Source organism: Pseudomonas sp. CFBP13508 (assembly GCF_005233515.1).
Lineage (GTDB): Bacteria > Pseudomonadota > Gammaproteobacteria > Pseudomonadales > Pseudomonadaceae > Aquipseudomonas > Aquipseudomonas mercuritolerans.
On sequence record NZ_QFZZ01000005.1, the window covers coordinates 320,787 to 346,356 of the forward strand.

Consider the following 25,570-nt stretch of genomic DNA (forward strand, 5'->3'; position numbering starts at 1 on the left):
ATTCGGTTACGGCCAGCGGCGGAAGATCAACGAGGTGTTGACGCCGCCGAAAGCGAAATTGTTGTTCATCACGTAGTCGTGGTGCATCTGGCGGAATTCGCCGCGCAGGTAATCGAGCTTGCCGCAGTGCGGGTCGACCTCGTCGAGGTTGAAGGTGTGCACGTACTGATCGCTGTTGAGCATCTCGATGCTGAACCATGACTCCAGCGCACCGCAGGCACCGAGGGTGTGGCCGAGGAAACTCTTCTGCGAGCTGATCGGCATGTGTTCGCCGAACAGGCTGCTGGTGGCCAGCGTTTCGGCGATGTCGCCCTGTTCGGTCGCGGTGCCGTGGCCGTTCACATAGCCGATGGCGTCCGGGCTGACGCCGGCATCTTCCAGGGCCAGTTCCATGGCGCGGCGCATCGTGACCTGTTCCGGGCGGGTGGTGTGCTGGCCGTCGGCGTTGCTGCCGAAACCGACGATTTCCGCGTGAATGTGCGCGCCACGGGCGAGGGCGTGTTCCAGCTCCTCAAGCACCAGCATGCCGCCACCTTCACCGATCACCAGACCGTCGCGGCCCTTGTCGTACGGGCGTGGGCTGGTCTGTGGTGCATCGTTTTTCAGGCTGGTGGCGTAGAGCGCGTCGAACACCATGGCTTCGGTCGGGCACAGCTCTTCGGCGCCGCCGGCGAGCATCAACGGCAGGCGGCCGAACTTGATTGCTTCGTAGGCGTAGCCGATGCCCTGGCTGCCGCTGGTGCAGGCGCTGGAGGTGGGGATCAGGCGGCCGGTGAGGCCGAAGAAGATGCTGATATTGGCGGCGGTGGTGTGCGGCATCATCCGCACATAGGAGTTGGCGTTCAGGCCCTCGGCCACCGAATTGAGCAGCATGTTGCCGAACGCTTTGATTTCGTCAGTGCTACCGGTAGATGACCCACAAGCGACGCCCATGCGCCCGTCCTTGATCGATTCGTCACCGAGCAGGCCAGCATCGGCCAGAGCCTTTTCTGCTGCGCCGACCGCCAGTCGCGAAACCCGGCCCATGCTGCGCAACTGCTTGCGGGTCCAGTGCGACGGTACGAGAAAATCATCGATAGGCCCGGCCAGACGCGTGTTCAGCTCAGTGAAGCGATCCCACTCGTCCATGCGGCGAATGCCACTGCGATTGGCCGCGAAATTGCCGGCAATGGTTTGCCAGTCGCTGCCCAGTGAGGTGATGCCGGCCATGCCGGTGACGACGACGCGCTTCATCAGCACAGGCCTCCGTTGACGGCCAGCACCTGGCGGGTGATGTACGAGGCTTCCGCCGACATCAGGAAATTCACCGCAGCGGCCACTTCTTCCGGGGTGCCCATGCGCTGCGCGGGGATCATTTTCATCAGTTCCTCCACCGGCACGTTTTCGTCGAGCATGGCCGTGTCGATCAGGCCAGGGGCGACGCAGTTAACCGTAATTTTGCGCTTGCCCAGCTCGATCGCCAACGCCTTTGCCGCACCGATCACACCGGCTTTCGAGGCGCTGTAATTGACTTGCCCACGGTTGCCGATCAGGCCCGACACCGAGGTGATGCAGACGATGCGTCCGGCGGCGCGACGACGGATCATCGGCATCATCACCGGGTGCAGAACGTTGTAGAAACCGTCGAGGTTGGTGCGCAGGACCACGTCCCAATCGTCATCGCTCAGCGCCGGAAACGCGCCGTCGCGGGTCAGCCCGGCGTTAAGCACCACGCCGTAATAGGCGCCATGGTTTTCGACGTCGGCCTCGAGAATGCTTTTACAGGTTTCACGGTCGGCGACGTCGAATTGCAGGATGCGCGCGCGGCGACCCAGTGCTTCGATTTCGGCCTGCACCGCTTGGGCTTCAGTCATGCCGCTGCGGCAATGCAGGACGATGTCATGCCCGGCCTGCGCCAGACGCAAGGCAATGGCGCGGCCGATGCCACGGCTGGAGCCGGTGACCAGTACGGATTCAGTCATCGTGCGACTCCTTTGTCTGTTGCAGATATTGGTTGGCTTGCGGCGGACGGAACACGTTCAGGCGGGCGCTGGCATGAATGCCGTCGCCGTGGATGTGACATTCGAATACGCCCATGCCGTTGTCGTCTTCCAGTGAGCGCAGGCCATGGATGGTCAGCTCGCTGCCGGGCGCAAAGGCTTCGACGTTGCACTCGAATTTGCGCGTGCCGAGCAGAAAGCCCAGCTCCGGCGGATTGCCTTTTTGCCGGGCGTGGCAACCGGCGAAAGCGGCGACGCTCTGTGCCATCAGCTCGACGCCGACCCACGCCGGCAGGCTGCCGTCGGGCAGGTTGAACAGGCCGTCGGGCTTGACCGTGAGGCGAGTGAAAATCTGCTCATCGTCGAAGCGCTCGATGGCGTCGATCAGGATCATGTCGCCGGCATGCGGCAGCAGTTCGGCGAGCGGCCAGTGGCTCATGGTGCGTCTCCGATAATCAGGCTGACGTTGTTGCCGCCGAAGGCAAACGAGTTGCTCATCAGGTAGCGCGGTGCAATGGACGTCAGGCGTTCGCTCGCGGTCACCCAGTTGAGCGGCGGCAGCGCGGGATCGGCCTGGCCATCCCAGATGTGCGGCGGCAACGCCTGTGCAGGGTTTTCGGCACTCAGGCTCAACCAGCAGAACGCCGCTTCCAGCGCGCCGGCGGCGCCGAGGGTGTGACCGGTCAGCGGCTTGGTTGACGAGCAGGCGACGCCTTCGGGAAACAGCGCCGCGACCGCCAGACTTTCCATCGCGTCGTTGTGCTGGGTCGCGGTGCCGTGCAGGTTCAGGTAGTTGATTTGCCCGGCTTGCAGACCAGCGCGGCCAAGCGCTTTCTGCATCGCTTGCAGGGCGCCGCGGCCGCTCGGCTCCGGCGCGGAAATATGGTGCGCATCGGAGCTCGCGCCCGTCCCCAGCAGGGCGATGCCCGGACCTTCGCCGCGCTGTTTGCTCATCACGAACAGTACCGCTGCCTCGCCGATATTGATGCCGTTGCGGTTGGCGGAAAAAGGATTGCAGCGCTCATCTGAAACGGCCTCCAGCGAAGAGAAACCGTTCAGCGTGAGCTTGCACAGACTGTCGACGCCGCCGCACAGCACCGCGTCGCACAGGCCCAGATCGAGCAGGCGCTGAGCGCTCATCAGCGCGCGGGCGCTGGAAGTGCAGGCAGTGGAAATCACGTAGGCCGGGCCGCTCAGTTGCAGCCATTCGGCGAGGAAATTCGCCGGGGCGCCGAGTTCCTGCTGGCGATAGTCGTACTCGGGGGGAAATTGCTGTTCGCGGATGTAATGCGCCAGACCCCGGCTGGCCTCGTCGATACCCGAGGTGCTGGTGCCGAGCACCACGCCGATGCGCTCACGGCCATAGGTCTGGATCGCGCGATCGATGTCGTCACGAATCTGCAGCGCGGCTTCCAGCAACAGCCGATTGTTGCGGCTGCTGTGCTCGACCAGGTCCGCAGGGATCGCCGCCAATTCACCGTGTACGCCGGCCACAGGCAGCTCACGCTCGGCGACCCAGCCGGACTCGCGGCGCATGCCCGAACAGTCGCCGGCAAACAGATTGCGCGCGACTTCAGACTTGTCGCGGCCCAAAGCGCAGATCACGCCGAGGGCATTCAGGTAAGCGGTCATGGCGTCGATTCACCTAACTGGGAAACGCGATAGTGCGGGCCTTGAGGCAGGTCCAATTGGAAGCTCAGCGGTTGTGAATAGCGGATGTTCCAGCGCGCCGGCAGTGAACGCTGATCGGCCTGTTGCCGGGCGTCGGGATAATTGCGCAGCAACTCGGCGGAAGGCGTCAAAGCGAACAGCAATGCCGCGAACAACTCCCGCGCTTCCGGGTTCGGCGGCAGCAGACCGTCGGCCTGCCAATGCCCGTCGATCAGTTGCTGGCGGGCCTGGGGAATGCCCAGCGGATCCATCATCGACCAGCGCGTGCCGGCGCCTTCGCGCTGGATCACCAGCAGCCAGTCCTGACGTTGCCCGGCCTGCTCGCGCTCGATGTGCAGTTGCAGCGGCAGGGGCAATGTCGGGTTGGCCGCCGGCAGCGGTGGCTGGCTGGCGCAGGCGCTGAGCAGCAAGGCTGACAAAACGATCACCAGCCACGCAGCAATCCCTGTGGGAGCGAGCCTGCTCGCGAATGCAATCTGACATTCGCCACCTTTGCTGACTGATACACCGCTTTCGCGAGCAGGCTCGCTCCCACAGGGTTTCAGGTGTTCAGATCGATAGCCGTACATCAGACAGATTCCTGCAATGGCTTGCGCGCGACGACATTCACCAGCGTTTCTTCACGCTCACCGAATGGCTTGGGTTTGCTCAACCCCAGCCGCTCCAGCAATCCAAAATCCTTCGACCGGCTCCACCACAGATACGGATAGGAGACATTGCGCTCGGCAAACTCGAAACCCTGCTCGCGGATCATCTGCAGATAGCCGGCGGCGCTCTTCTGCACATGCATCGGATGGCGGAACAGCCAGCGAATCACCCAGGTATCAATGTAAGCCTCGGTGGATTCGGCGAACAGCAGATAGCCGCCCGGCTTGAGCACGCGATGGAACTCGGCCAAGGCCTTTTCCTGCTCGACCAGATGATGGAAGGTCTGGTGGCAGAACAGCAGATCGACGCTGGCATCGGCGACGTTGAGCGTGGCGCAATCGCTGCCGATCAACTCGACTGGCATGCCCAGGCGCGCTGCCTCTTCGGCGCTGAGTTGCAGGCTGTGCGGGTCGGCGTCGACGCCGATCAGGCGCTGCGGGGCAAAGGTCTGGCGCAGGAGGCCGAAGGACTTGCCCTGACCGCAACCGGCGTCCAGCAGCACCGGGTGTTCCGGCAGCGCTTCACTGAATAATCCACGCAGATCGTTGATCGCCACGCGCAGCACATGGTGCTGCCAGGTGTGGCTGCGCAGGAACCAGAGACCGAAGCGGGTTTCCTCGACGTAACTGTCGCTCAGGTAATTCATGGGGTGTCCTGCGCGCAGAGTTGGGAAATCATCTTCAGCCGGCGCCGCGCTTCACTGACGAACGGGTTGCGCTCGTCCCAGGCGTAACCGGCGAGGATCGAGCAGATCATCCGGCGAATTTCCGCCTGGCTGTCCTCGTAGAAAATCACGTCCTGGAAGGTGCCGGCGTACCAGCCTTCGACGTAGCAGCGGAACGTGTCGACGCCGCGTTTCAACGGCTCGGCGAATTCGCTTTGCCAGTCCACCGTTTCACCCTGCAACTGACGGTGCAGCACGCCAGCGGCCATGCTCGCCGAACGCATGGCGATGGTCACGCCGGAGGAGAACACCGGATCGAGGAATTCTGCGGCGTTGCCCAACAGCGCGAAGCCCGGGCCATGCAGGGTTTTCACATTGGCTGCGTAGCCGCCGAGGGTGCGCGCCGGGGTGTCCCAGACCGCGTTGTTCAGAACCCCGGCGAGGCTTGGCGTCTCGGCGATAAAACTGCGCAGGCAGGCATCCAGGTCGCTGTCGCGGCCCCGGAAATGTTCCTCAGCTGCGACCACGCCCACCGAGCACCGGCCGTTGCTGAACGGGATGGTCCAGAACCATACATCGCGATGCTCGGGATGGGTGGTGACAAGGATCTTTTCGCGGTCGAACGCCGGATTGTCGATGTGATCTTCAACGTGGGTGAACACCGCCTGGCGCACCGGGAAATTCGAAGGTGCTTCGAGGTCGAGCAAGCGCGACAACACGCGGCCGTAGCCGCTGGCGTCCAGGACGAAATCGGCTTCGACGCGGTACTCGCTGCCATCTTCGCGGCGCACATCAAGGAGTGGTTTCGCCTGATCGAAATCGACGCTGAAAATCGCATCGCCATAACGGATCTCCGCGCCTTGCAGTGCCGCTTGATCGGCCAGCAACTTGTCGAAATCGGCGCGCTGCACCTGGAACGTGGTCGGCTTGCCGGCGGTGAAAGTGTCGCCAAAATCGAAAGCGCTGTAGCGCTCGCCCCAGGCAAACGCTGCGCCGGTCTTGCGCTGGAAACCGGCGGCGTTGACGGCGTCGAGCATGCCGGCTTCTTCGACGAAATCCAGGCAATGGCTGAGCAGGCTTTCGCCGATGGAGAAGCGCGGGAAGTGCTGGCGCTCGAGCACCAGCACATCGTGGCCCTTGCGTTTGAGCAGGGCGGCGGCGATAGCGCCGGACGGACCGGCACCGATGATCACGACCTGACGGGATTCCATTTCAACGATTGGCACGTGAGCTCCGGGGCAGAGGACTGTTCAGATTCAAGGGCGCGCGATGCAGGCCGATCAGGGCCGGCAGCAGCGTCGCGATCAGGCCCATCAGCATCAACGCGAAATACAGCGCCGGGGTGATGAGCTGTTGTTGCAATAGCAGATTGAGAAAGACGATTTCGCTCAGGCCGCGAATGTTCAGCAGCACGCTTTCGCGCCAGCGGCTGGCGCCAGCGAACGAGGCGCCCGCCCAACCGAGGCCGAGCCAGTTGCCCAGCAGTTTACTGGCAATCGGCAACAGCAGCAGCGCCGCCCACTGCCCGGCGCCAAGGCTGGCGAGGGCGCTGTGCACGTCGATCTGGACGATGCCGAAGGTGAGGATCAGCGGGATCGCGATCCACGTCTGCAAGCGGCTCATCCAGCGTGCCGGCAACGGCAGCACCAACGGCACTTTCAGCAGCGCCATGCACAGCAGATAGCCGATGCCGAAAATCAGCGCGTTGAGTTTGTAATGCTCGGCCATCACCAGCAACGCGAAGAAGCCGAGGCTGTAGGTCAGCGGGCGACGCACGCGCAGCAGGTGCAAAAGCAGCGGCACGCCGGCCATGGCCACAGGCAGCAACAGGCTGCTCAAGTGCAGGCTGCCCTGGGCGAGGCCGAACAGCGTCCAGCAGGTCAGGTCGATAAGGATCGCGGTTTGCACCAGACGCCGGGTGGCAGCGGGCGGGTAATCGATGTGACGCAGATACAGGTACAACACCGGGATCGCGGTAATGGCGAAGACCAGTCCGATGGCCAATGCGTTGAGCCACGGCTGCGACGGCAGCAACCAATACGCGACCGCCAACCCGCAAGCGAACGGCACAGCGAAACTCGGCACAGCGATTTTTACGCTCTGGCGATCCAGACGCAGATCGATGACATCGCTGAGAATGTGCCCGAGCAGCAAGGCGAAACTCAGGCTGTAGAGGTTTTTCAGCCAGTCCGGAGCTATCAGTTGTGCGCCGCTGAGCTGCCAGCCCGGTTCGATCCAGAAGTACATCAGCAACGGCAAACCGAAGCTCGCCAGCAGCAACTGACTGACGATCGGAATCAGGCCGAAGTGACGGCCGACCCGGGTCGCCAGGGCAAACAGCGCCATAGTTAGCAACCAGAAGCCGAAGACCATCATGTCGCTGGCTCCGCAACCGGTTCATGGCGCCCGGCCCACGGTGCGAGCATGAAGCTGAACGCCAGACCGAGGCTTACCGACAGGCCGAAATTACTCACCGCCGGCGTACTGGAAACCGCCAGCAGGCCGAACGATAGCCACGTGGTGACGGCGGCGAGCAAGGTGCCGAGCAGGCTCACCGCCGCGCCGCCCACCTGTTCGCGCATGAGGATTGCGTAATCGACGCTGATCGCCGTCACCAGCAACAGGCCGAACAGGCTGAACAGGGTCAGTGGCTGACCGAGCCAGCCAAGGCTGGCCAGACTGCACAGCGCCGCCAGCAGTGGCAGGGCGACGATGCGCAGTGCGCCAGTCAGGCCGAACGGCAGCATCAGCACCAGCACGATCAACACGCAGGAGGCCAGTTTCAGTTCGGCGGCGCTGATCTGCGTGGCGGCGAACATCTTGTTCAGGTCACCGAGGCGATCGACCAGCACCACCCCCGGCAAATCGAGTGCTTGCACGCGCAACAACGACGGATTGTTCAAGCCCTGCAAACTGGTCATCGCTGCGACGCCGTCTTCAGTCGGTCCAAGCCACAGTGTGCGATACGGCTCGCCGAGCGGGCCGGCCAGCGCGGCGTCGATGTCTTCGGCGGGCAGGGTCTGCAACTGCTGCAATTCATTTTGCAACGCCGTCACTGGCACGCCGAGATCGAGCAGCGGTTGCCAGAATGACGGCAGCTTGTTCAGTGATTCGCGCACTTGCTGTTGCTGGCTCGGCGCGCTGACCAGTTGATCGAGGGCCAGATAGCCTTGCAGTTTGTCGAGGTTGACCAGTTGCTGCAGGCGTTCGCTCAGCGCTGCCTGGCGCTCAAGCAATTGCTCCTGATTGGCCGCGCGGACGAGGAAGAATTGGCTGGTCGGTTGATAGCCGGTGATGCGCGCGATGGTCTGCGCTTCGTCGGTCAGATGCTGCGGCGCGCCGACCCATTGGCGGATATCGTTTTTGCTCTGCAACTGCATCAGACCGCCGACGCAGAAGGCGATCAGCAGGGCCAGCAGCGCGGGCGTGCGAATGCAACCGAGCAGCGCCTCACGCAGATGTATCAGGCGTTCGGCCAGGCGCAGCGGCCATTGCGCCGGGCGCAGTTGGACATTTTTCAGCAGCGCCGGCAGCAGGCAGACCGCCGACAGATAGGCACCGAGCAAGCCGGCAGCGGAGAACACGGCGATCTGCGTCAATGCCGGGAACGGCGTCCACGCCAGCGCCAGATAGCCGATGACGCTGGTGATCAGGCTCAGGGTCAAGCCTGGCAAGGTCAGGCGCAGGGCCGGCCAGCTGCGCCAGGGCTTGAGACTCCAGCTCTTGGACAGATAGTGCAGTGGGTAATCGACGGCAACGCCGATCAGACTCGAGCCGAGCACCAGCGTCATCACATGCATGTGACCGAACAGCGCCACGCAGGCCACCGCGCCGAACAGCATGCCGACCAGCACCGGGACGAACGCCAGCAACACGCCCCAACGGCGAAACGCCAACAGCAGCAACAGCAGAATGCCGACCGTCGCGCCACCGCCGACCCAGGTCATTTCGCGGGTGGCTTGTTGCTGGCCGTTGGCGGCGTAGAGCAGGCCACTGGCGGCGAGCAACTGCACGTCGCTTTGCGCCGCTCGCTCGCGGCTGTGCTTGAGCAGCTCTGCCACTTGCAGCGGCAGGTTCATGTCGAAGGCGTTGCCGGTGGTGCGCGCACGCAGCATCACCCAGCTCTTGCCGTCGGCATCGGCGACCAGTGCGCCGCTGCCAGTGTCCAGTTGCACTGCGCCATGTTTCGGCTGGCTGTTCTGGATGCGCGCGGTCAGGCCGAGCCAGTCGTCCTGGCTCGGCACCAGGGTGAAGCCGTTGAACGGGTCGAACAGCGCCTGCACCCGCTGCTGAATGAAAACCTCGGGATGTTCGCTGAGCAGCTGCCTGTCATCCGCCGAAAGCATCGCCAAACGCCCTTGCAGCAATTGCTTGCGCAGCGCCGGCAAGTCGGCTTGCAGGTTCCACTGCACGATTTCGAACAGACCGCTGGCCTGCCATTGTTCGCCCAGTTGCTGAGCCATGTTCAGTGCTTGCTGGCGATCGGCGTGACCGACCAGCACCAGCATTTCGCGATTGAGCGGTTCTTGCATGCGCTGTTCGGCGCGCACTTCCAGCGCGTCTGGACTGGTCCCGGGTACCAGCTCCATGAGATTGGCCGACAGCGGCGCACCGTCGCGCCACTGCCAGGCAGCCAGCGCGACGACGGCCAGCAGCAGGCTCAGAAACAGCCAGGGCAGCCTGCGTTCACTCGGCAAAGTCATGTTGCTCCGCTTCGCTCAGGGGTTGCTCGGCCGTGCTGTCCTGCATGCGCAGCAGGGTGCTGTCGCCCTGGGTTTCCAGCAGCTCGATGGTTTGCACAAGGGCGCCGCCATCGATATTGATCTGCTTGAACACTTGCTTGAGCAGCATCGAACGCGGCGTCAGGGTCAGTTGCCACTGCTGCGCCGTGCCGCTCAGGGCCAGTTCGAAATCCCGCTGCAAACCGCTGCTGTCACCTTGCAGCACGGCGAGGAACAAACGGTTCTGCTCGGCGCCGGCGCTCTTGTTCGGCAGCAGTTGCCAGCCGTTGCTGTCACGGCGGGCGATGCCATTGGCGGTGATGCGGTAATCCTGTTGCAGCGGAGTTTTCAACAGCCACAGCAAGCCATGATTTTTCGCGAGGACGAAGCTGCCCTTGCTGATCAGCGGCTGCGGCAGGGCGCGCAGGTGTTTTTCCTGAATGAACTGGCCGTGGATAACATCCGGTTTCGCCAGTTGTTCACTGAGTTGTTGCAGGTCGAAGGCATTGGCCCATGACGACACGGCCAGCAGCGTCAGTGCGCCGAGGCTTCTGAAAAACACATTCATCGCAGCATCCTTTCCACGGCATCGGTGAAGACTTTGGGTGAAGCCAGTTGCATCTCGCGGCTGCTGACTTCGACAGCGACCTGCACGGAGCTTGCGCGGGTCAGGCGTTCGCCGGTCTGCAGGTCGCTGATCAGATAGTTGATCTTCAGACGGTTTTCCCACTCGATCAGGCTGGCGCGCACGTTCAGCCGCTGGCCGAACACCGCGCTGCGCACGTAGCGCAGTTGCAGGTCGATGATCGGCCAGGCGTAACCCGACTCGACCATGTGCGTGTAGTTGTGGCCAATCTTGTCCAGCAGCGCGCAGCGCGCGACTTCGAGGTATTTGACGTAATGGCCGTGCCAGACCACGTGCATGGTGTCGACGTCGAAAAACGGCACCAGAATCTCGGTATCGGCGTGAAGCACTCCGGCACTACGCATGCAGCCTCCAGTGTTGCGCGGCGATGCGTTGCAGGCACAGGCGCAGTTCGCCTTCCAGCGCGCGGTCTTCGATGACCGGCGGGAAGTCTTTGCCCAGCTCTTCGTGCATCGCCGCCAGTGCCGGCGGCAGCGGACGCGCATCGGCGGCTTGAGCGCGCAGCCACACGCCCTGGTTGGCGGCGAGAAGCGTGGCGGCGGCGACCTGTTCGGTCAGCTCCAGCACGCGAATCGCATCACGGGCGGCGATGGTGCCCATGCTCACCTTGTCCTGGTTGTGGCACTCGGTGGAGCGCGAGAACACGCTGGCCGGCATGGTGTTTTTCAGCGCTTCGGCGGTCCAGGCGCTGGTGCCGATCTGCACCGCTTTGAAGCCGTGATTGATCATCGCCCGATCGGCGGGGGCGCCGGAGAGGTTGCTCGGCAAGCCGTGGTTGTAGCGCTCGTCGACCAGCAACGCCAATTGCCGATCGAGCAGATCGGCGACGTTGGCCACGAGGTTTTTCAGGCTGTCCATGGCAAAGGCAATGTGCCCGCCGTAGAAGTGCCCGCCATGCAGAACGCGCTCGGCTTCGGCGTCGATGATCGGGTTGTCGTTGGCGCTGTTCAGCTCGGTTTCGATGAAGCCGCGCAGCCAGTTCAGGCTGTCGGCCAACACGCCGAGTACATGTGGCGCGCAACGCAGCGAGTAACGATCCTGCAGACGATGCAATGGCGCGGTTGGCGCGTCGATCGCCAGATCCTTGCGCAACCACGCGGCGACCTGCATCTGCCCCGGATGCGGCTTGGCGGCGAACAGGCGTTCGTCGAAGTGCTCCGGATTGCCTTGCAGCGCGACGACGTTGAGCGCGGTGATGCGCGTGGCCAGTTGCAGCAGATAATCGGCGCGGGCGAAAGCGAGGCAGGCGAGGCCGGTCATCACCGCCGTGCCGTTCATCAGCGCCAGCGCCTCTTTCGGGCGCAGCACCAGCGGCGTCCAGCCGAGCTCGCGATGTACATCGGCAGCCTGACGACGTTCGCCACGGAACATCACTTCGCGCTCGCCGGACAGGGTTGCGGCGACATAGGAAAGAGGCGTCAGATCGCCGCTGGCGCCGACCGAACCCTCTTCGGGAATCAACGGCAGGATGTCGTATTCGAGAAACGCATGCAGACGCTCGAGCAGTTCGACGCGCACCCCGGAGACGCCGTGACACAGCGACTGCAAACGCGCCGCCAGCACCGCGCGGGTTGCCTGCGCGTCGAGCAGTTTGCCCAGGCCGCAGCCGTGAAAAGTGTAGAGATGACGCGGCAGCGCCTCGACGTGATGCAGCGGCACCGCGACCACGCAGGAATCGCCGTAACCGGTGGTAACGCCGTAGATCACACCTTCCTTGTCCAGCAGCGAATCGAGAAACCGCGCGCCCTTGGCGATGCGCTCGCGATAGTCGGCATCAGCCTGCAACTGCACGGGCGCCTGACGGTTGGCCAGGGCCAGCACGTCTTCGATGCGCAAAGGGCGTTCGCCGAAGGTTACCGGCTCATGGGTTGGCGTCGTCATCGGTCTTCCAGAAAGGGTAAAAGTTGAACCATTGCTGCGGGGCTTCGAGGCAATAGTGACTCAGGCGCTGCGCGTAGCGAGTGGCCCACTGATGAATGACCTGCTCGCGCTCGCGGCGTGTCCACACCACCGCGTCGGCGAACGGTTCGAGGGTCAGGCGATAGTGGCCGTCGGGTTGCTTGAGGCACATCAGCAGGTTGACCGGGCACTTGAGCAGGCCGGCCAGCAACCACGGGCCTTGCGGAAATGGCGCCGGATGGCCGAGAAAATCCACCGTCACGCTGCGCCCGCCGTGCAGTGGCACGCGGTCACCGGCAATCGCCAGCCACTCGCCGCGTTCGAGCCGTTCGTGCAGTTGCAGCATGATCACCGGGTCGAGTTCGCTGACCTGGATCAGGCGCAGATTGGTCGCCCCGGCCTCGCCAAGCAAGCGGTTGAATTGTTCGGCGTGCTTTGTGTGCACCAACACGTTCATGGTGACCTTTTCGCCGATCTCCGCCAGCGCCCGGCACACTTCGAGATTGCCCAGATGCGCGCCGACCAGCAGTTGCCCGCGACTGCCGCGCAACTGCTTGCGCAGCAGCGCCGGGTCGATGATTTCGATCTGCTCGATGCTCAGCTTGCCATTCCACACGTCGAGCTTGTCGAGCAGCGAATCGGCAAAGGTCATGAACTGGCCGAACACCCGCCAGTGGCTCGGGCGCAGGTCGTCGCGCCGGCTCCACTCGGCCAGCCGCTGCTGGTACTGCCAGGCACTGCGCCGGGCGATCCGGCCGAAGAGGAAAAAATACAGGACGATGCCGTACAGCAACGGACTGAGCAGGCGGCGGCCGAGGACTTTGGCGGCGAACGCGGTAAATTTCATCAGCAGGAAGCTGCCCCGCTCTTCGCGGTCGGCCCAGTGCTTCTTGTCAGCTTCTTCGCTCATGGCTTCCACCGTCGCCAGAGGATCAGCGGCCAACGCAGCAACATGCCGAAGAACAGCCGCGTGTGCATGCTGGAAATCAGCGCGTTGTCGTGGAACAGGCGAAAGTGCGATACACCGTCCAACGGGTAATGCACGCTGGTCTGCAGCCAGCGCATCGGCTGATTGCGCCAGGCCAGACGCACGAGAATGTCCGAATCGAAATCCATGCGCTTGCCGACCTTGGCCGAGTCGATCACGGCCAGAGTCGGCGCCAGCGGATAAACGCGGAAGCCGCACATCGAATCGCGAATCTGCAACGACAGGGTGTTGATCCACACCATCACGTGGGTCAGGTAGCGCGCGTACAAACGTCCTTTCGGCACGCTCTCGTCAAACAGCGGATAGCCGCAGATCATCGCCTCGGGATGGGCGCGGGATTCGCCGACGAAGCGCGCGACGTCGTGCAAATCGTGCTGGCCGTCGGCATCGACCTGCAAGGCATGGCTGTAACCCAGACGCGAGGCTTCACGCAGACCGGTCATCACCGCGCCGCCCTTGCCCTGATTGGCCGTCAGGCGCACCAGAAAAACCCTGTCGCGCTGGGCCAGGGTGTCGAGCACCCGCGCGCAGGACGGCTCGCTGGCATCGTCCACCAGAATGCATGGCAGGCCTTGTGCGAGCAGGGCATCGACCACGGTGGTGATCGCGGTTTCGTGGTTGTACACCGGGATTACGGCGCAGGGGTTATGCATGGGCAGGCCCCAGCAAAATCCGCCCGCTGGAACACGTGGCGGTGTCATTGCGATAAGCGAAATACAACTTGCCGCGCTCGGCATCGAAACGCAGATGCAGCTGGATTTCATCACCCGGGCGCACCAGTTGCTGGAATTTCAGCACTTCCATTCCGGCAAACGCGCCGTCCAGCTTCAGCAACTGCCGACCCAGATTCAGCGCCCATTCCACCTGCACCACCCCGGGCAAAACCGGTGCCTTGGGAAAGTGTCCGCTGAAGTAGGCCAGATCCGGCGGCACGCTGAGTTGCAGGCTCCACTCGCCGTCGCTTTCGCTTTGCTCCAGCACTTCGGGGGCTTTCGGCCGTGCGGCCAGCAGCAGCGCTTCGACGTCGGCTTGCGCCAGTTTGCCCTGGCTGTTCAACGGCATTTGCCGCAGCAGGCGCCAGCGTCGGGGCAGGGCGAGGGCTTCGCAATGTTGGCTCAGATGTTTGCGCAGGGTTTCGGCCAGGCCACGGCGGCCGTGCTCGCGCAGGGCGAACAGGCCCGATTCGCTGAGCACCAGCAGCGCACCGAGCGAGGCGCGGTTTTCCTGGACCACACCGAGGCGCGCCTCGGCGACCCAGTCATGGGCTGCCAAGGCCTGCTCAAGCATCGGCAGCGAGATGCGTTTTTCTTCCAGTTTGACGATGCGGTCCAGTCGCCCCAGCAGTTCGAAACGACCATCGGCGGCAATGCGCGCGGCGTCAGCGCTGTGCTCGACATGGCCAGCAGGCAGGTAAGGCGAGGCGATCAGCAGGGCGCCGTCGCTGTCCTGGCTCAGCTCGACGCCGGCAAACGGCTGCCATAACGATTCGCCCTGGCGCCAGGCGATGCCGCCGGTTTCCGAGCTGCCGAGGATTTCCGTCGGCCATTGCTGCAAGCGCTGTTGCAGGCTTTGCGCCGCTTCCGGCGGCAACGCACCACCGGAGGAAAACACCCGGCGCACCGCGCTCAGGGCCGGCCAGTCGAGGTTGTCGCCCATGCGCTTTAGCAGCGCCGGGCTCGCAACCCAGGCAAAGGCCGGGTATTCGCGGCTGGCGCGCTGCAAGTCTTCGGAAAAGGCCAGTTGCCGGCGCACGAACGGACGCCCGGCGCACAATGGCCACAACACGCGAAACAGCAGGCCATAGATGTGTTGCGTGGCGACACTGCCGATGATGCAGGCTTCACCGAGGTCTGCGCCCCATAACTGTTCCAGCGCTTCGACCTCCTTGGCCAATTGGCGCAGGGTCTTGTCGATGCGCTTGGGCTCGCCGCTGGAGCCGGAGGTGCACAGGCTCAGTCGGGATTGATCGAGATCCAGCTCTGCGCCGGGCAGGCCGGGCTGAGTGAAGTCGTTCAACCGGGCGTCGCCGGGTTGATCGGTCAGCCATAGATCGACTTGCTGCGACCAGCGCTGACGCGTCTGCGCTTGCAGATCCGCCGGCAGCAACACGCTGACGCCGGCACGCCAGGCACCGAGCAGGGCGATGGCGAGGTCGGCGGCATCTTCCAGATGCACGGCCAGGCTTTTCACGCCTCGGCTTTGCAGACCCGCGGCGACGCTCAAGGCCTGCGCTCGCAGTTGCGTGTGATCGAGTGCCGGCGCCTGGCAGATCGCCCGTGCCGGCAGTGCCTTGAGCAACAGCTGCTCAAGTTTTATCCAATTCATGTACGGCCTCTTACCCGTTGTCGTATCAGCCATTCAATGGCAAACATCAGGCCGATCAATCCATAGGAGATCAGGCCGGTGTACAACATCCACCAATCCAGCGGCGCCCACAGGGTGAGGAGGGCGGCGCACAAACCGTTGCAGAAGAAAAACACGCTCCAGGCCAGCGTGACCTTGCGCGTGTAGCGAATGGCAACCTGCGGCAGTTCCGGCTCACGCAAGCGCGCCAGACGCTCGACCATCGGCGGGCCGTATTTCAGGCTGGCGCCGAACAGCACCAGCATGAACGCGCTGATCAGCACCGGGTACCAGCGCAGCAGCTGCGGGCTGTCGAACACCGCCAGCAACAGGCAGAACACCATCGCCACGCAGGCCATCCACAGGCTGCCGGGCTTGCGTTCGCCGGTCAGAGCGCGCGCCAGCCACAGGCTGCCCAGCAGCAGTGCAAATTGCCACGGGGCGAAATGCTCCATGCCGAAATACACCGCAAAGGGGTACAGCAGACCGGCCAGCAGCAGGCCCAGGCCGATCAGTCGGCTCATGCGGCCGGTTGAACCAGACGGAACACCGCCTCGACCACGTCACCGACGGTGCGCACCGATTTGAACTCTTCGGCGGCGATTTTCTTGCCGGTCTGGCGTTTGATGTGATCGATCAGGTCGACCGCATCGATGCTGTCGATTTCCAGATCCTGATACAGATTGGCGTCCATGCTTACACGAGCCGGATCCAGTTCGAACAGCTCGACCAGGGCATCGCGCAGGGTGTTGAAGATATCGTCACGAGTTTGCATGGTCCGTTCTCAAGCTGCCTGTTTTGCCGTGACGAATGCCGCAAGGCTGGCCACGTTGGTGAAATGGTTGCGGGTGTCTTTGGCATCGGCGTCGATCTTGATGCCGTATTTTTTCTGGATCGCCAGACCCAGTTCCAGCGCGTCCACAGAGTCCAGGCCGAGGCCTTCGCCGAACAATGTCTGCTCGTCGCCGATGTCCTCGGGGCTGATGTCTTCGAGACCCAAGGCGTCGATGATCAGCAGTTTGATGTCACGCACCAGGCTAGGGCTGTTCAGTTCGCTCATCTGCGGCGAGCTCCTTAATGAAATAGTCATGCAAATAATCGTTGAGCTTGCGCGAGGCCTGCGGTGCGGGGCCTTGCGCGGCGAAGGTCTGTGGGTCTATATCGGCCCCCACGCGAAAACTGAAGTGCACGCGGCGATGGGGGATGCGATACCACGGCTCGGCTTTGGTCAGGGTGGTCGGGCTGACCTTGATGATCACCGGCGTAACGATTTTCGCACCGCGCAGGGCAATCGCCGCCGCCCCCCGATGAAAGGCCGGCGCCTGCCCCGGCTGGGTGCGCGTGCCCTCGGGGAAGATGATCAGGGTCTGGCCGTCCTGCAACGACTGCGCGGCGGCGTCGAGCATGTCCATGCTGCCGTCGTTGCTGATGTATTCGGTGCGGCGCAGCGGGCCACGGGTAAACGGGTTTTCCCAGAGGGTTTTCTTCACCACGCAATTGGCGTGGCGCACCAGACCGATGAGAAACACCACATCGATCAGCGACGGGTGATTGGCGATGATCATCTGCCCCGGCCGGCCGAGGCGTTCGGCGCCCTCGATGTCGTAGGTGAGCACGCCGGTGCGGGCCATGAAGCGCACGAAAAACCAGAACAGTCGGCTGACCGTACGCCGCGCGCGCAGGCGATGTTCAAGTGCATCACCGGGCAGGCAGCCGAGCAGCGGAAATACCAGCAGGCGCAGACACAGCCCGCCGAGCCCGAACAAGGCGAAGCTCGCAGCTGTGGCCAGCAGGCGCCAGTAGTAGGCGTCGCGGTGTTTGGCGGTCACGGGTTGCGATGCCAGGTCCATACACGATTTTTCCACGCATGTTGGCAATCAGGTTGTTGGCCGAGCAGGGTTCGCAGCAGGTTGAGCGCGTGCGGCCAGTGCGCCTTGGACCGGGTTTCGGTGCTGCTGTTCAGGGTCAGCCGCCAGTCGGTACCGGGCGTGAGCAATAAACCCAGCGCGTAAGGGAACGGCACGTCGTCGACCCACTGCGAATAGGCCTCGGGCGGTTGTTCTTCGGTGATCACCAGCAACACCGCTGGGGCGCCTTCTTCGAGCAGTGCGGCTGCTTCGAGCATGCCATGTTCAAGGCCATCGCCAGCCGCAGCGAGGGCGGTCATTTCGCTGGTTTCACCGCGCATGATCGACCACAGGCCGATGATCGCGTTGTGCACCGAGAGGCTGAACTGGGTCGGCGACAAGGGCTGTTCGGTGGCCAGGTCGCGGAGGATTTCAAACGTGCGCGGGGTTTCCCCGTGCCGCGAGACGAACACCAGCGGCAGACTTTCCCGTCCGTCGGCCAGTGGCCAGCCAACGCTGAAGGCCATCCGCGCCAGGCGGCTGAGGCGACGGCGTTGCATGGCCGGCAGAAACGACACATCGGGCGCGGCATCACTGCTCTGCAGCACGACCGGTTGTCGGCTCCAGGCCTGCCAGGCGTCCACGCTGTCGAGCCCCGGGGCCCACGCGCGCCATTGGGCGATGTTGAAGTTGATCACGGACATTCATCCCGCCCCTGCGGGCTTTCGTTGACGCGTTGAGTCGCCAGCGCCGCAGCAGGCTTGGCTTGGCGCAGGGCGCCGGGTGGCGCGCATTATCCCGGTGCGACGGGTGTGTAGCAAATGTTGGTTACATTTTGCCCAACAAAATGTACCGAGCGGTTCGCTGCATGGCTATCACTTGGCCATTATCCAGATTTGACGCGGCGTGTCTGTCAGGTGTCTCTGGGATGGCTGGCGGTTTTTTCCATGTCTGGGCGTCGATTTTTACACCTGACGACGTAGTCCATGTCCGTGAAGGTAGCGAAGCGCGGCCACCGCCAACTACACTCGGTCATTCTTTGATACACGGAGGTTTGGTCATGCGGCGCGTGGTGTTCAATCAGAAAGGTGGCGTGGGCAAGTCCAGCATCGCCTGCAATCTGGCGGCGGTCAGCGCCAGCGAGGGTTATCGCACGTTGTTGGTCGACCTCGATGCCCAGGCCAATTCCACCCAGTACCTGACCGGGCTCACCGGCGACGACATTCCTATGGGCATCGCCGATTTCTTCAAACAGACCCTGTCGTCCGGGCCGTTCTCGAAAAAGAATCAGGCGGACATCTACGAAACCCCGTTCGACAACCTGCACATCATTACCGCCACTGCCGAACTGGCCGACCTGCAGCCCAAGCTCGAGGCTAAACACAAGATCAACAAGCTGCGCAAGTTGTTGGACGAATTGTCCGAGGACTACGACCGGATTTATCTGGATACCCCGCCGGCACTGAACTTCTACGCGGTGTCGGCGCTGATTGCGGCGGATCGCGTGCTGATTCCCTTCGACTGCGACAGCTTCTCGCGTCAGGCCCTGTACGGGCTGATTGCCGAGATCGAAGAGTTGAAGGACGACCATAACGAAGGCCTGGAAGTGGAAGGCATCGTGGTCAATCAGTTTCAGGCCCGGGCCAGCCTGCCGCAGCAGATGCTCGATGAGTTGATCGCCGAAGGCTTGCCGGTGTTGCCGGTGTACCTGAGCAGTTCGGTGCGCATGCGCGAGTCGCACCAGGCCAGCATGCCGCTGATCCATCTCGATCCACGGCACAAGCTGACGCAGCAGTTTGTGGAACTGCACAACCTGCTGGAAGACCACTGATACCCCGACTCACACGCAAATCCTGTGGGAGCGAGCCTGCTCGCGAAGAGGCCGGCACATTCACCATCGGCGCTGAATGATCGACCGCCTTCGCGAGCAGGCTCGCTCCCACAGGGTGGTCTGTGTTGGGTCAGATGCCTTGGCTACGCAACCACGCCATCAACTGCGGCAATGGAAATGCACCGCTTTGCCGCGCCACTTCCCTGCCGTTTTTAAACAGAATCAGACTCGGAATCGAGCGAATCCCCAACTGCGCCGACAACTGCTGATTCGCTTCGCTGTCGAGCTTGGCCAGCCGACACTTGCCCGCCAACTGCGCCGCCGCCTGCTCAAACACCGGCGCGAACGACTTGCACGGCCCGCACCAGTCCGCCCACACATCCACCAGTAACGGCAGATCGCCCTTGATCTGACTGGCGTAATCGCCTTGTTTGAGTTCAAAGGGTTTGCTCAGCAGTACCGCAGATTTGCAGCGTCCGCACTTGGGTTGATCGGCGAGACGCTCGGCTGGAATGCGGTTGACGCCGTTGCAGGAGGGGCAGGGGATGAGGAGTGGGGTGGTCATGATTGGTTCTCTGATAGGCAGTCTATAGAACTGATTTGGAGTCGATCTGCCAACTTATCAATGTCGCAACTGCTCACATTTTTCTCAAAACCGTTCCGGGATCGATGGCTAGTCTGAAGACCAATTCGGCGTTTTACGCTTGTCGTGAGGAGATCGCTTTGTCTGTATCTGCATGCTACTTTTGTTGCACTAATCCAGGAATCGATGATTCCTATGCATCAAATCGGAGCGACATAATGTCCGTAACTTCCAAGATACGCCGCCAAGGCGGCGCTGCCGTCATTACGATTCCGCCCACGCTTTTAAAGTTGTTGCATCTGGAGGTTGGCGCACAGCTAGAGCTGAATGTGGTCGATGGCGAACTGATTGCTCGTCCAGCCGTAGCCGCTACGCGTAAGCGTTATAGTTTGTCAGAGCTACTCGAAGGCGCAGAAGAATTGCAGAAACTTAACGCCCAGACTAGCGAGACTCTTGAAGGTGATTCTGTCGGCCGGGAGCTGGGTTGATGGTGCGCCGACAGCCCCCTCAGCGGGGTGACGTTTACTGGATTGATCCAAACCCAGTGGCGGGGCGGGAGATGATGAACAGACATCGCTTTGTGGTGATTACGCCCAGAGAGATCAACGCATTGGGCGTGAGCATGACGGTGCCTGTTACTAGCGGTGGGAATTTCAGCCGGAATATGGGTTTGGCGGTCGCCATTACTGGCCACGAAACCAATGGTGTAGCGGTGTGTAATCAGGTTCGCAGTTTTGACATAGAACAACGGGTACGAGACGGCACGGCCAAATTCATCGAGCGACTGGATGATGTGACAATGTCTGACATCGTCGACCGTGTAATCAGTGCAATCGACCCGCTAAGCTGAAGCGCCTACGAAGAACAACTGATCTCCAAATGCTTGCCCCACTCCGGTGGCCGCTCGGCGTAACCCTCCATCCCCGGCTGCTCCTCAAACGGTTTGCTCAGCACCGCATGCAGCCGGCGCACTTCGGAATAATCGCCTTGCTCGGCCGCATCGATGGCTTTTTGCGCAAGGTAATTGCGCAGGATGTACAGCGGATTGACCGCATGCATCCGTGCGCGGCGTTGTTCCTGATCGGCATTGCCGTCGCGGCCGACCCGGGCGACGTAGCGTTCGCCCCAGGCATCGAAACCCTTGATATCGACGAAGTCATCGCGCAGGCGGGCGACGGCCTGTTCGGCTGATTCTTCACCGAGGCGGCGGAAGAACAGCGTGTAGTCGACGCCGCTGTTCTGCATCAGTTGCAGCAGGTTTTCCAGCAGTTGCTGATCGTCGTCCTCGGCGGTGGTGAAGCCGAAGCGGCGGCGCATCAGGTCGAGGTAATGCGCTTGGAACAGCGGCAGGTACAAGCCGAGGGTTTCACGAAGGGCCTCGACGCTGATGAACGGCGTCAGTGCCTGGGCGAGGGCGCTGAGGTTCCACTGGCCAACCGGCACCTGATTGCTGAACGAGTAGCGGCCCTGATCGTCGGAGTGGTTGCAGATGAAATGCGCGTCGAAGTCATCGAGGAAGGCGAACGGGCCGAAGTCGAAGGTGATGCCGAGGATCGACATGTTGTCGGTGTTCATCACGCCGTGGCAGAAGCCATAAGCCTGCCACTTGGCGATCAGCTCGGCGTTGCGCTCGACGATCTCGCGGAACATCGCCAGATACGGTTCCGGTTGTTCCAGGCATTCGGGAAAGTGCATCGCCAGCACATGCTCACCAAATTGCTTCTGCTGCTCGGGGCGCTTGGTGTAGTAGAAATATTCGAAGTGGCCGAAGCGGATATGGCTCGGTGCCAGACGCAGCACCATTGCCGCGCGTTCCTGTTTTTCCCGCCAGACCGGCGTATCGGAGCCGATCACGCAGGCGGCGCGCGAAGATGGAATGTTCAGCGCAAACAACGCCTCGGAGGCGAGAAATTCGCGAATCGATGAGCGCAGCACCGCGCGACCATCGCCCATGCGCGAAAAGGGCGTTTGCCCGGCGCCCTTGAGGTGCAGGTCCCAGTGCTCACCAGCGTTGTTGTAGACCTCGCCCAGCAGCAGACCGCGACCGTCACCCAGTTGCGGGGTGTAGCCGCCGAACTGATGCCCGGAATACACCATCGCCCGTGGTTCGGCGTCGGCCCACAGCTTGTGGCCACCGAACAGTTGCGCGAATTCTTCGGTTTCAGCGCTGGCCGGATCAAGATCCAACAGAGCCAGGGCGGCCGGACTGGCGACCACCAGGCGCGGATTGTCGATCGGCTCGGGCAGCACGTGCGCGGAGAACGCGTCGCCCAGGCGGGCGAAGCGATTGTCGAAAGTCAGTTCGTCGAGGGCTTTCACGGGCCGGCTCCAGCAGAATGTCCGAGCATTCTGCTGGGACCATGTCGGTTAGTCGAGTTTGCTCGTTGGCGGTTCCGGCAACGGTTTCTGCCCGTCGACGATCGGCACGATGGTTTTGTTCTCCGGTTCCACAGGCACCATTTTGTATTCTTGGCCATGCAGGTTCTTCAGATAGACCTCCATCTGCCGGAACGAGATGTTGATGTGCTGCTTCTTGAACTCGCGGTTGATGAAGCGGTTGACCTCATCCAGCACCGGGTTGCGGTCACCGAGGTCGCGCACATGCATGCGCAGTTCGTGGTCGAGGGTGCTTTCGCCGAAGTTGAGGAAGTACACGTGCGGCTCCGGTTCCTTGAGCACGCGCGGGTTTTCCCGAGCCGCTTTGAGCAGCAGTTCCTTGACCAGATCCAGATCCGAGCCGTAATCGACGCCCAGTTTCAACGTGACGCGGGTGATGGTGTCGGTCAGCGACCAGTTGATCAGTTGCCCGGTGATGAACGTTTTGTTCGGGACAATGATGTCCTTGCGGTCAAAATCCGTGATGGTCGTGGCGCGGATGCGGATCTTGCTCACCGTGCCCGAGAGGTTGCCGATGGTGATGGTGTCACCGATCCGCACCGGGCGTTCGAAGAGGATCATGATGCCGGAGATGAAGTTGGCGAAGATCTCCTGCATACCGAAACCGAGGCCCACCGACAGCGCCGCCACCAGCCACTGTAACTTGTCCCAGCTGACGCCGAGGGTCGACAGGGTGGTGACGAAACCTACGCCGGCAATCACGTAGGACAGCAGCGTCGTTGTCGCATAAGCGCTACCCTGGGCCAGGTTGAGCTTGGACAGCACGAACACTTCGAGCAGGCCGGGCAAATTGCGCGCCAGCGCGAAGGTGATACCGATGATGATCAGCGCGCCGAGCATGTCGCCGATGCTGATCGGCACCATGCTCATGTTGGCGCCAGTGCCGCTGGTGTATTCGTAGAGGGTGATGTTGTCCAGATACGAGAACACCGAAATCAGGTCCGACCAGACCCAGTACAGCGCCGCGATGAAACCGCCGAGCAGGGCCAGACGGATCAGGCGCAGGGACTGTTCGTTGACCTTTTCGATATCCAGCGTCGGCTCTTCGATCACCGCTTCGCCGTCGCCGGCCTCTTTTGCCGCCTGCCGTTTGGCCAGCGCGCGCTGGTAAGCCAGACGCCGCGCGGCAACGCTCAGACCACGCACGAAGGTGGCCTCGATCACCAGCCAGAACATCAGCAGGTACAGGGTATTGATCAAGCGGTCGCTGAGTTTCAGCGCGGTGTAGTAGTAGCCGAAGCACACCGCGACAAACAGGGCGATCGGCAGCAGGGTGAACATCACACCGACGGCTTTGCGGAACAGCGAAGCGTTCTGGTGCGTCGGGCTGCTGATCAGCAGGCGACTGAGCAGCCACGCCATCAAGGCGTAACAGGTCAGCACCACCGGCATGCCGAGCACGTCATCGGCCAGCGCCGCCGGTTGCAACTCGGCGACGGCCACCACGGCCACCAGCGCCATGACCACAAGGCCCAATCGACGCACCCAGCCCTGAAGGAACTCGACCTGCGGCTTCTCCCAGCGGAAGTGCAATTCCGCCACGCCACCCGGCGCAAGAATCCGGTACGCGGTGTAGAACACCAGCCAGGCCTGGCCCATCTGCAACAGCGCCGCGCCCATGTTGGCGTTCTGCCCGCGCGCGTCGATCTGCAGGGCCAGGCCGCACAGCGCCAGACCCAGCGCCACCGGCATCGCCAACAGGATGTTGATCAGAATCGCCTGCGGCGTGTGCCACTGGCTGTCGCGCTTGAAGTGGCCGATGTCCTGGTGAACTTTGTTGAGGCGTCCGTACAGGGCCTTGCGGCGCCACAACAGGGCGCCGATCAGCAGCGCCAGAGGCAAGAACAGCAATGGCCGCTGGGTCAGGCCGTCAGCCAGTTCGCTCAGGCTCGACGCCCATGGCAAGGTATTGACCTGTCGCTCGAGACGCTCGGGCACACCGCGCATCCATTCCACATCCAGCGGTTTGTTGCTGGGGATCCAGAACATCTGTTCGTCGAGGGTCGCGCGCAGGCTTTGCGCGGTGCTCAGCAATTGTTTCTGGTTGAGCTGCAGGGTGATCGATTCATTGAGCATCGCGCTCAACTCGCGGTTCAGCCGCTCGAGCAGATCAGCGCGGGTGTTGGCCAGATCGAGCAGGCTCTTGCGCAATTGCGGGGTGACCTGCTCCGGCGGCTGCGTGGCCAGCAAATTGTCGACGTAGGTCGCCGGATTGCTCAGCAGCTCCCGCTGCTGGCTGACATCGAACTGATACAAGCGAATATCGGCAATCTGGTCGGCGAGGTCGCGGTCGACCTTCAAGTGCGGCAGCGCCTGCTTCTGTTTGTAGAGGATTTTCGACAGCAGCAGGCTGCCCTTGAGCACATTGATTTGCTCGTCCAGTGCCGAATCGCTCTGGGTCAGGGTGTCGAGTTGCTGTTTGGTCTGCAGGTTCTGCTGCGTGACTTCGTTGAGACGGTCGGTGCTCTTGAGCAAATAGTCGGAAAGCTTGAGATTGGTCGCGCTCTCGCTCGCCAGCAGGCTGCTGCCGCCGGCCTTCTGCGCTTCGATCGATTGCTGGGTAACGGTTTCCTGCGACTGCGCCAGACGTTTCTGGTTGATCAGGGTTTGCAGTTCCTGGATCTCGCGGTCGAGACGATCGGATTTTTCCGAGAGCAAGTCATGCTGAGCATTGCCCAGATCCTGCAACTGGGTGTTGCCGGCCAGTTCCTGGCGGCGCAGTGGAATCAGTGCATTGAGTGCGGCGAGTTCGGCGTTCAACTGGTCGCGCTGTTCGGCGGTGACCGTTTTGCCGGTGTCCTTGCCGGATTTGAGGATGGTGTTGATCTGCTGGATGCGCGTCTGGCTGGCAGAGATCTCCGCCTGCGCACGCTCGGGGCGAGTCTGCGCGGTGATGATCAGGCTGTTGGCTTCGGCCAGGGCTTTTTGCAGATCGCTCTGCTGGGTCGAGCGATCGGTAAGGATCTGCTCCAGTTGCTGGATCGACTCTTTCGGAAAACGCTGCGCGACCGGCACCGGTGCGGTGGCCTTGAGGCGGCTGAGTTCGCGGGTATTTTCAATCGTCTGCTTCGGCGCGTTGGCCAGCTGACGCTTGAGATCGATCAGTTTCTGCTCGTAATCACGCTGGTTGTTCAGCTGATTGAGGGTGTTCTGCAGCACGGTCTGCAGGGTCTTCTTGTCGGCGTCCGGCAGTTTGCTGTCGGCCAGCTTGTCGAGGCTGGCCTGCACGGCATCGCTGGACGGTGGTTCGGCAGCATGCAGCGGGCCGACGACAAGACTGAGGCCCAGCAGGGCCGCGGCGAAAAAGGAGCGCAGGGTAGGCATAGAGACCGGTCAAGCAAGTGAGAGTGGAG

General features: G+C 62.4%; 26 protein-coding genes. 3 read left to right on the forward strand and 23 right to left on the reverse strand.

All coding sequences use genetic code 11. The features are described 5' to 3' along the window. Window positions 1–6: 6 nt before the first annotated feature. The 20 genes from PspCFBP13508_RS16645 to PspCFBP13508_RS16740 are packed head-to-tail and all read right to left on the reverse strand — an operon-like array spanning window position 7 to window position 18,110. Window positions 7–1,233: a beta-ketoacyl-ACP synthase gene (locus PspCFBP13508_RS16645; RefSeq protein ID WP_137215145.1), complete on the reverse strand. Its 1,227-nt coding sequence runs from the start codon at window positions 1,231–1,233 to the stop codon at window positions 7–9. Next, window positions 1,233–1,961: a 3-oxoacyl-ACP reductase FabG gene (gene fabG, locus PspCFBP13508_RS16650; protein ID WP_016772040.1), complete on the reverse strand. Its 729-nt coding sequence runs from the start codon at window positions 1,959–1,961 to the stop codon at window positions 1,233–1,235. The genes PspCFBP13508_RS16645 and fabG overlap by 1 nt, the downstream gene beginning before the upstream one ends. Then, complete coding sequence (locus PspCFBP13508_RS16655) at window positions 1,954–2,418, reverse strand: hotdog family protein (protein ID WP_073471610.1); 465 nt, start codon at window positions 2,416–2,418, stop codon at window positions 1,954–1,956. The genes fabG and PspCFBP13508_RS16655 overlap by 8 nt, the downstream gene beginning before the upstream one ends. Further along, window positions 2,415–3,611 carry a beta-ketoacyl-[acyl-carrier-protein] synthase family protein gene (locus PspCFBP13508_RS16660; RefSeq protein WP_137215146.1) on the reverse strand — a complete coding sequence of 399 codons (1,197 nt, stop codon included), beginning with the start codon at window positions 3,609–3,611 and terminating at the stop codon, window positions 2,415–2,417. The genes PspCFBP13508_RS16655 and PspCFBP13508_RS16660 overlap by 4 nt, the downstream gene beginning before the upstream one ends. After that, on the reverse strand, window positions 3,608–4,219 hold the full coding sequence (locus PspCFBP13508_RS16665; protein ID WP_178084496.1) for a hypothetical protein: 612 nt from the start codon (window positions 4,217–4,219) through the stop codon (window positions 3,608–3,610). The genes PspCFBP13508_RS16660 and PspCFBP13508_RS16665 overlap by 4 nt, the downstream gene beginning before the upstream one ends. Continuing rightward, window positions 4,219–4,944 (reverse strand): class I SAM-dependent methyltransferase, encoded by a 726-nt coding sequence (locus tag PspCFBP13508_RS16670; RefSeq protein WP_137215147.1) that lies wholly within the window; start codon window positions 4,942–4,944, stop codon window positions 4,219–4,221. Before PspCFBP13508_RS16670 ends, PspCFBP13508_RS16665 begins: the two co-directional genes overlap by 1 nt. After that, window positions 4,941–6,188 carry an NAD(P)/FAD-dependent oxidoreductase gene (locus PspCFBP13508_RS16675; protein WP_137215148.1) on the reverse strand — a complete coding sequence of 416 codons (1,248 nt, stop codon included), beginning with the start codon at window positions 6,186–6,188 and terminating at the stop codon, window positions 4,941–4,943. The genes PspCFBP13508_RS16670 and PspCFBP13508_RS16675 overlap by 4 nt, the downstream gene beginning before the upstream one ends. Beyond that, the gene (locus PspCFBP13508_RS16680) at window positions 6,175–7,338 is read right to left on the reverse strand and encodes a sodium:proton antiporter (protein WP_137215149.1); all 1,164 of its coding nucleotides are present in this window, start codon (window positions 7,336–7,338) and stop codon (window positions 6,175–6,177) included. Before PspCFBP13508_RS16680 ends, PspCFBP13508_RS16675 begins: the two co-directional genes overlap by 14 nt. Beyond that, window positions 7,335–9,665: an MMPL family transporter gene (locus tag PspCFBP13508_RS16685; RefSeq protein WP_137215150.1), complete on the reverse strand. Its 2,331-nt coding sequence runs from the start codon at window positions 9,663–9,665 to the stop codon at window positions 7,335–7,337. Before PspCFBP13508_RS16685 ends, PspCFBP13508_RS16680 begins: the two co-directional genes overlap by 4 nt. Further along, window positions 9,649–10,251, reverse strand: a complete 603-nt coding sequence (locus PspCFBP13508_RS16690; protein ID WP_130899554.1) for an outer membrane lipoprotein carrier protein LolA — start codon at window positions 10,249–10,251, stop codon at window positions 9,649–9,651. Before PspCFBP13508_RS16690 ends, PspCFBP13508_RS16685 begins: the two co-directional genes overlap by 17 nt. Further along, window positions 10,248–10,673, reverse strand: coding sequence for an acyl-CoA thioesterase (locus PspCFBP13508_RS16695; RefSeq protein WP_056787385.1), 426 nt, complete (start codon window positions 10,671–10,673; stop codon window positions 10,248–10,250). Before PspCFBP13508_RS16695 ends, PspCFBP13508_RS16690 begins: the two co-directional genes overlap by 4 nt. Further along, a complete protein-coding gene (locus PspCFBP13508_RS16700) occupies window positions 10,666–12,210 on the reverse strand; it encodes an aromatic amino acid ammonia-lyase (RefSeq protein ID WP_137215151.1) in 1,545 nt (514 codons plus the stop codon). Before PspCFBP13508_RS16700 ends, PspCFBP13508_RS16695 begins: the two co-directional genes overlap by 8 nt. Further along, a complete protein-coding gene (locus PspCFBP13508_RS16705) occupies window positions 12,191–13,138 on the reverse strand; it encodes a glycosyl transferase (protein WP_137215152.1) in 948 nt (315 codons plus the stop codon). Before PspCFBP13508_RS16705 ends, PspCFBP13508_RS16700 begins: the two co-directional genes overlap by 20 nt. Then, complete coding sequence (locus PspCFBP13508_RS16710) at window positions 13,135–13,869, reverse strand: glycosyltransferase family 2 protein (RefSeq protein WP_137215153.1); 735 nt, start codon at window positions 13,867–13,869, stop codon at window positions 13,135–13,137. Before PspCFBP13508_RS16710 ends, PspCFBP13508_RS16705 begins: the two co-directional genes overlap by 4 nt. Further along, window positions 13,862–15,541, reverse strand: coding sequence for an acyl-CoA synthetase family protein (locus tag PspCFBP13508_RS16715; RefSeq protein WP_137215154.1), 1,680 nt, complete (start codon window positions 15,539–15,541; stop codon window positions 13,862–13,864). Before PspCFBP13508_RS16715 ends, PspCFBP13508_RS16710 begins: the two co-directional genes overlap by 8 nt. Further along, the gene (locus PspCFBP13508_RS16720; RefSeq protein ID WP_076565270.1) at window positions 15,538–16,083 is read right to left on the reverse strand and encodes a hypothetical protein; all 546 of its coding nucleotides are present in this window, start codon (window positions 16,081–16,083) and stop codon (window positions 15,538–15,540) included. Before PspCFBP13508_RS16720 ends, PspCFBP13508_RS16715 begins: the two co-directional genes overlap by 4 nt. Further along, complete coding sequence (locus tag PspCFBP13508_RS16725) at window positions 16,080–16,334, reverse strand: acyl carrier protein (RefSeq protein ID WP_016772026.1); 255 nt, start codon at window positions 16,332–16,334, stop codon at window positions 16,080–16,082. The genes PspCFBP13508_RS16720 and PspCFBP13508_RS16725 overlap by 4 nt, the downstream gene beginning before the upstream one ends. A gap of 9 nt (window positions 16,335–16,343) precedes the next feature. Next, window positions 16,344–16,619, reverse strand: coding sequence for a phosphopantetheine-binding protein (locus tag PspCFBP13508_RS16730; protein WP_130911757.1), 276 nt, complete (start codon window positions 16,617–16,619; stop codon window positions 16,344–16,346). Further along, the gene (locus PspCFBP13508_RS16735; protein WP_137215155.1) at window positions 16,597–17,409 is read right to left on the reverse strand and encodes a lysophospholipid acyltransferase family protein; all 813 of its coding nucleotides are present in this window, start codon (window positions 17,407–17,409) and stop codon (window positions 16,597–16,599) included. Before PspCFBP13508_RS16735 ends, PspCFBP13508_RS16730 begins: the two co-directional genes overlap by 23 nt. Continuing rightward, window positions 17,385–18,110: a beta-ketoacyl synthase chain length factor gene (locus PspCFBP13508_RS16740; RefSeq protein WP_130911755.1), complete on the reverse strand. Its 726-nt coding sequence runs from the start codon at window positions 18,108–18,110 to the stop codon at window positions 17,385–17,387. The genes PspCFBP13508_RS16735 and PspCFBP13508_RS16740 overlap by 25 nt, the downstream gene beginning before the upstream one ends. Window positions 18,111–18,466: 356 nt before the next feature. On the opposite strand from PspCFBP13508_RS16740, the gene PspCFBP13508_RS16745 reads away from it, so the two are divergent. Next, window positions 18,467–19,237: a ParA family protein gene (locus tag PspCFBP13508_RS16745; RefSeq protein ID WP_024011296.1), complete on the forward strand. Its 771-nt coding sequence runs from the start codon at window positions 18,467–18,469 to the stop codon at window positions 19,235–19,237. A 130-nt stretch (window positions 19,238–19,367) separates the two neighbouring features. On the opposite strand, the gene trxC is transcribed toward PspCFBP13508_RS16745, so the two are convergent. Beyond that, window positions 19,368–19,802, reverse strand: coding sequence for a thioredoxin TrxC (trxC, locus tag PspCFBP13508_RS16755; protein ID WP_130911754.1), 435 nt, complete (start codon window positions 19,800–19,802; stop codon window positions 19,368–19,370). A 236-nt stretch (window positions 19,803–20,038) separates the two neighbouring features. Here trxC and PspCFBP13508_RS16760 point away from each other — a divergent pair, with 236 nt between their 5' ends. Then, on the forward strand, window positions 20,039–20,308 hold the full coding sequence (locus PspCFBP13508_RS16760; RefSeq protein ID WP_008077592.1) for a hypothetical protein: 270 nt from the start codon (window positions 20,039–20,041) through the stop codon (window positions 20,306–20,308). Then, complete coding sequence (locus PspCFBP13508_RS16765; protein ID WP_041477600.1) at window positions 20,308–20,670, forward strand: type II toxin-antitoxin system PemK/MazF family toxin; 363 nt, start codon at window positions 20,308–20,310, stop codon at window positions 20,668–20,670. Before PspCFBP13508_RS16760 ends, PspCFBP13508_RS16765 begins: the two co-directional genes overlap by 1 nt. 5 nt (window positions 20,671–20,675) lie before the next feature. On the opposite strand, the gene PspCFBP13508_RS16770 is transcribed toward PspCFBP13508_RS16765, so the two are convergent. Continuing rightward, complete coding sequence (locus tag PspCFBP13508_RS16770) at window positions 20,676–22,139, reverse strand: YdiU family protein (RefSeq protein WP_137215156.1); 1,464 nt, start codon at window positions 22,137–22,139, stop codon at window positions 20,676–20,678. A gap of 48 nt (window positions 22,140–22,187) precedes the next feature. Further along, the gene (gene mscK, locus PspCFBP13508_RS16775) at window positions 22,188–25,541 is read right to left on the reverse strand and encodes a mechanosensitive channel MscK (protein ID WP_137215157.1); all 3,354 of its coding nucleotides are present in this window, start codon (window positions 25,539–25,541) and stop codon (window positions 22,188–22,190) included. Between the last annotated feature and the right edge of the window lie 29 nt (window positions 25,542–25,570).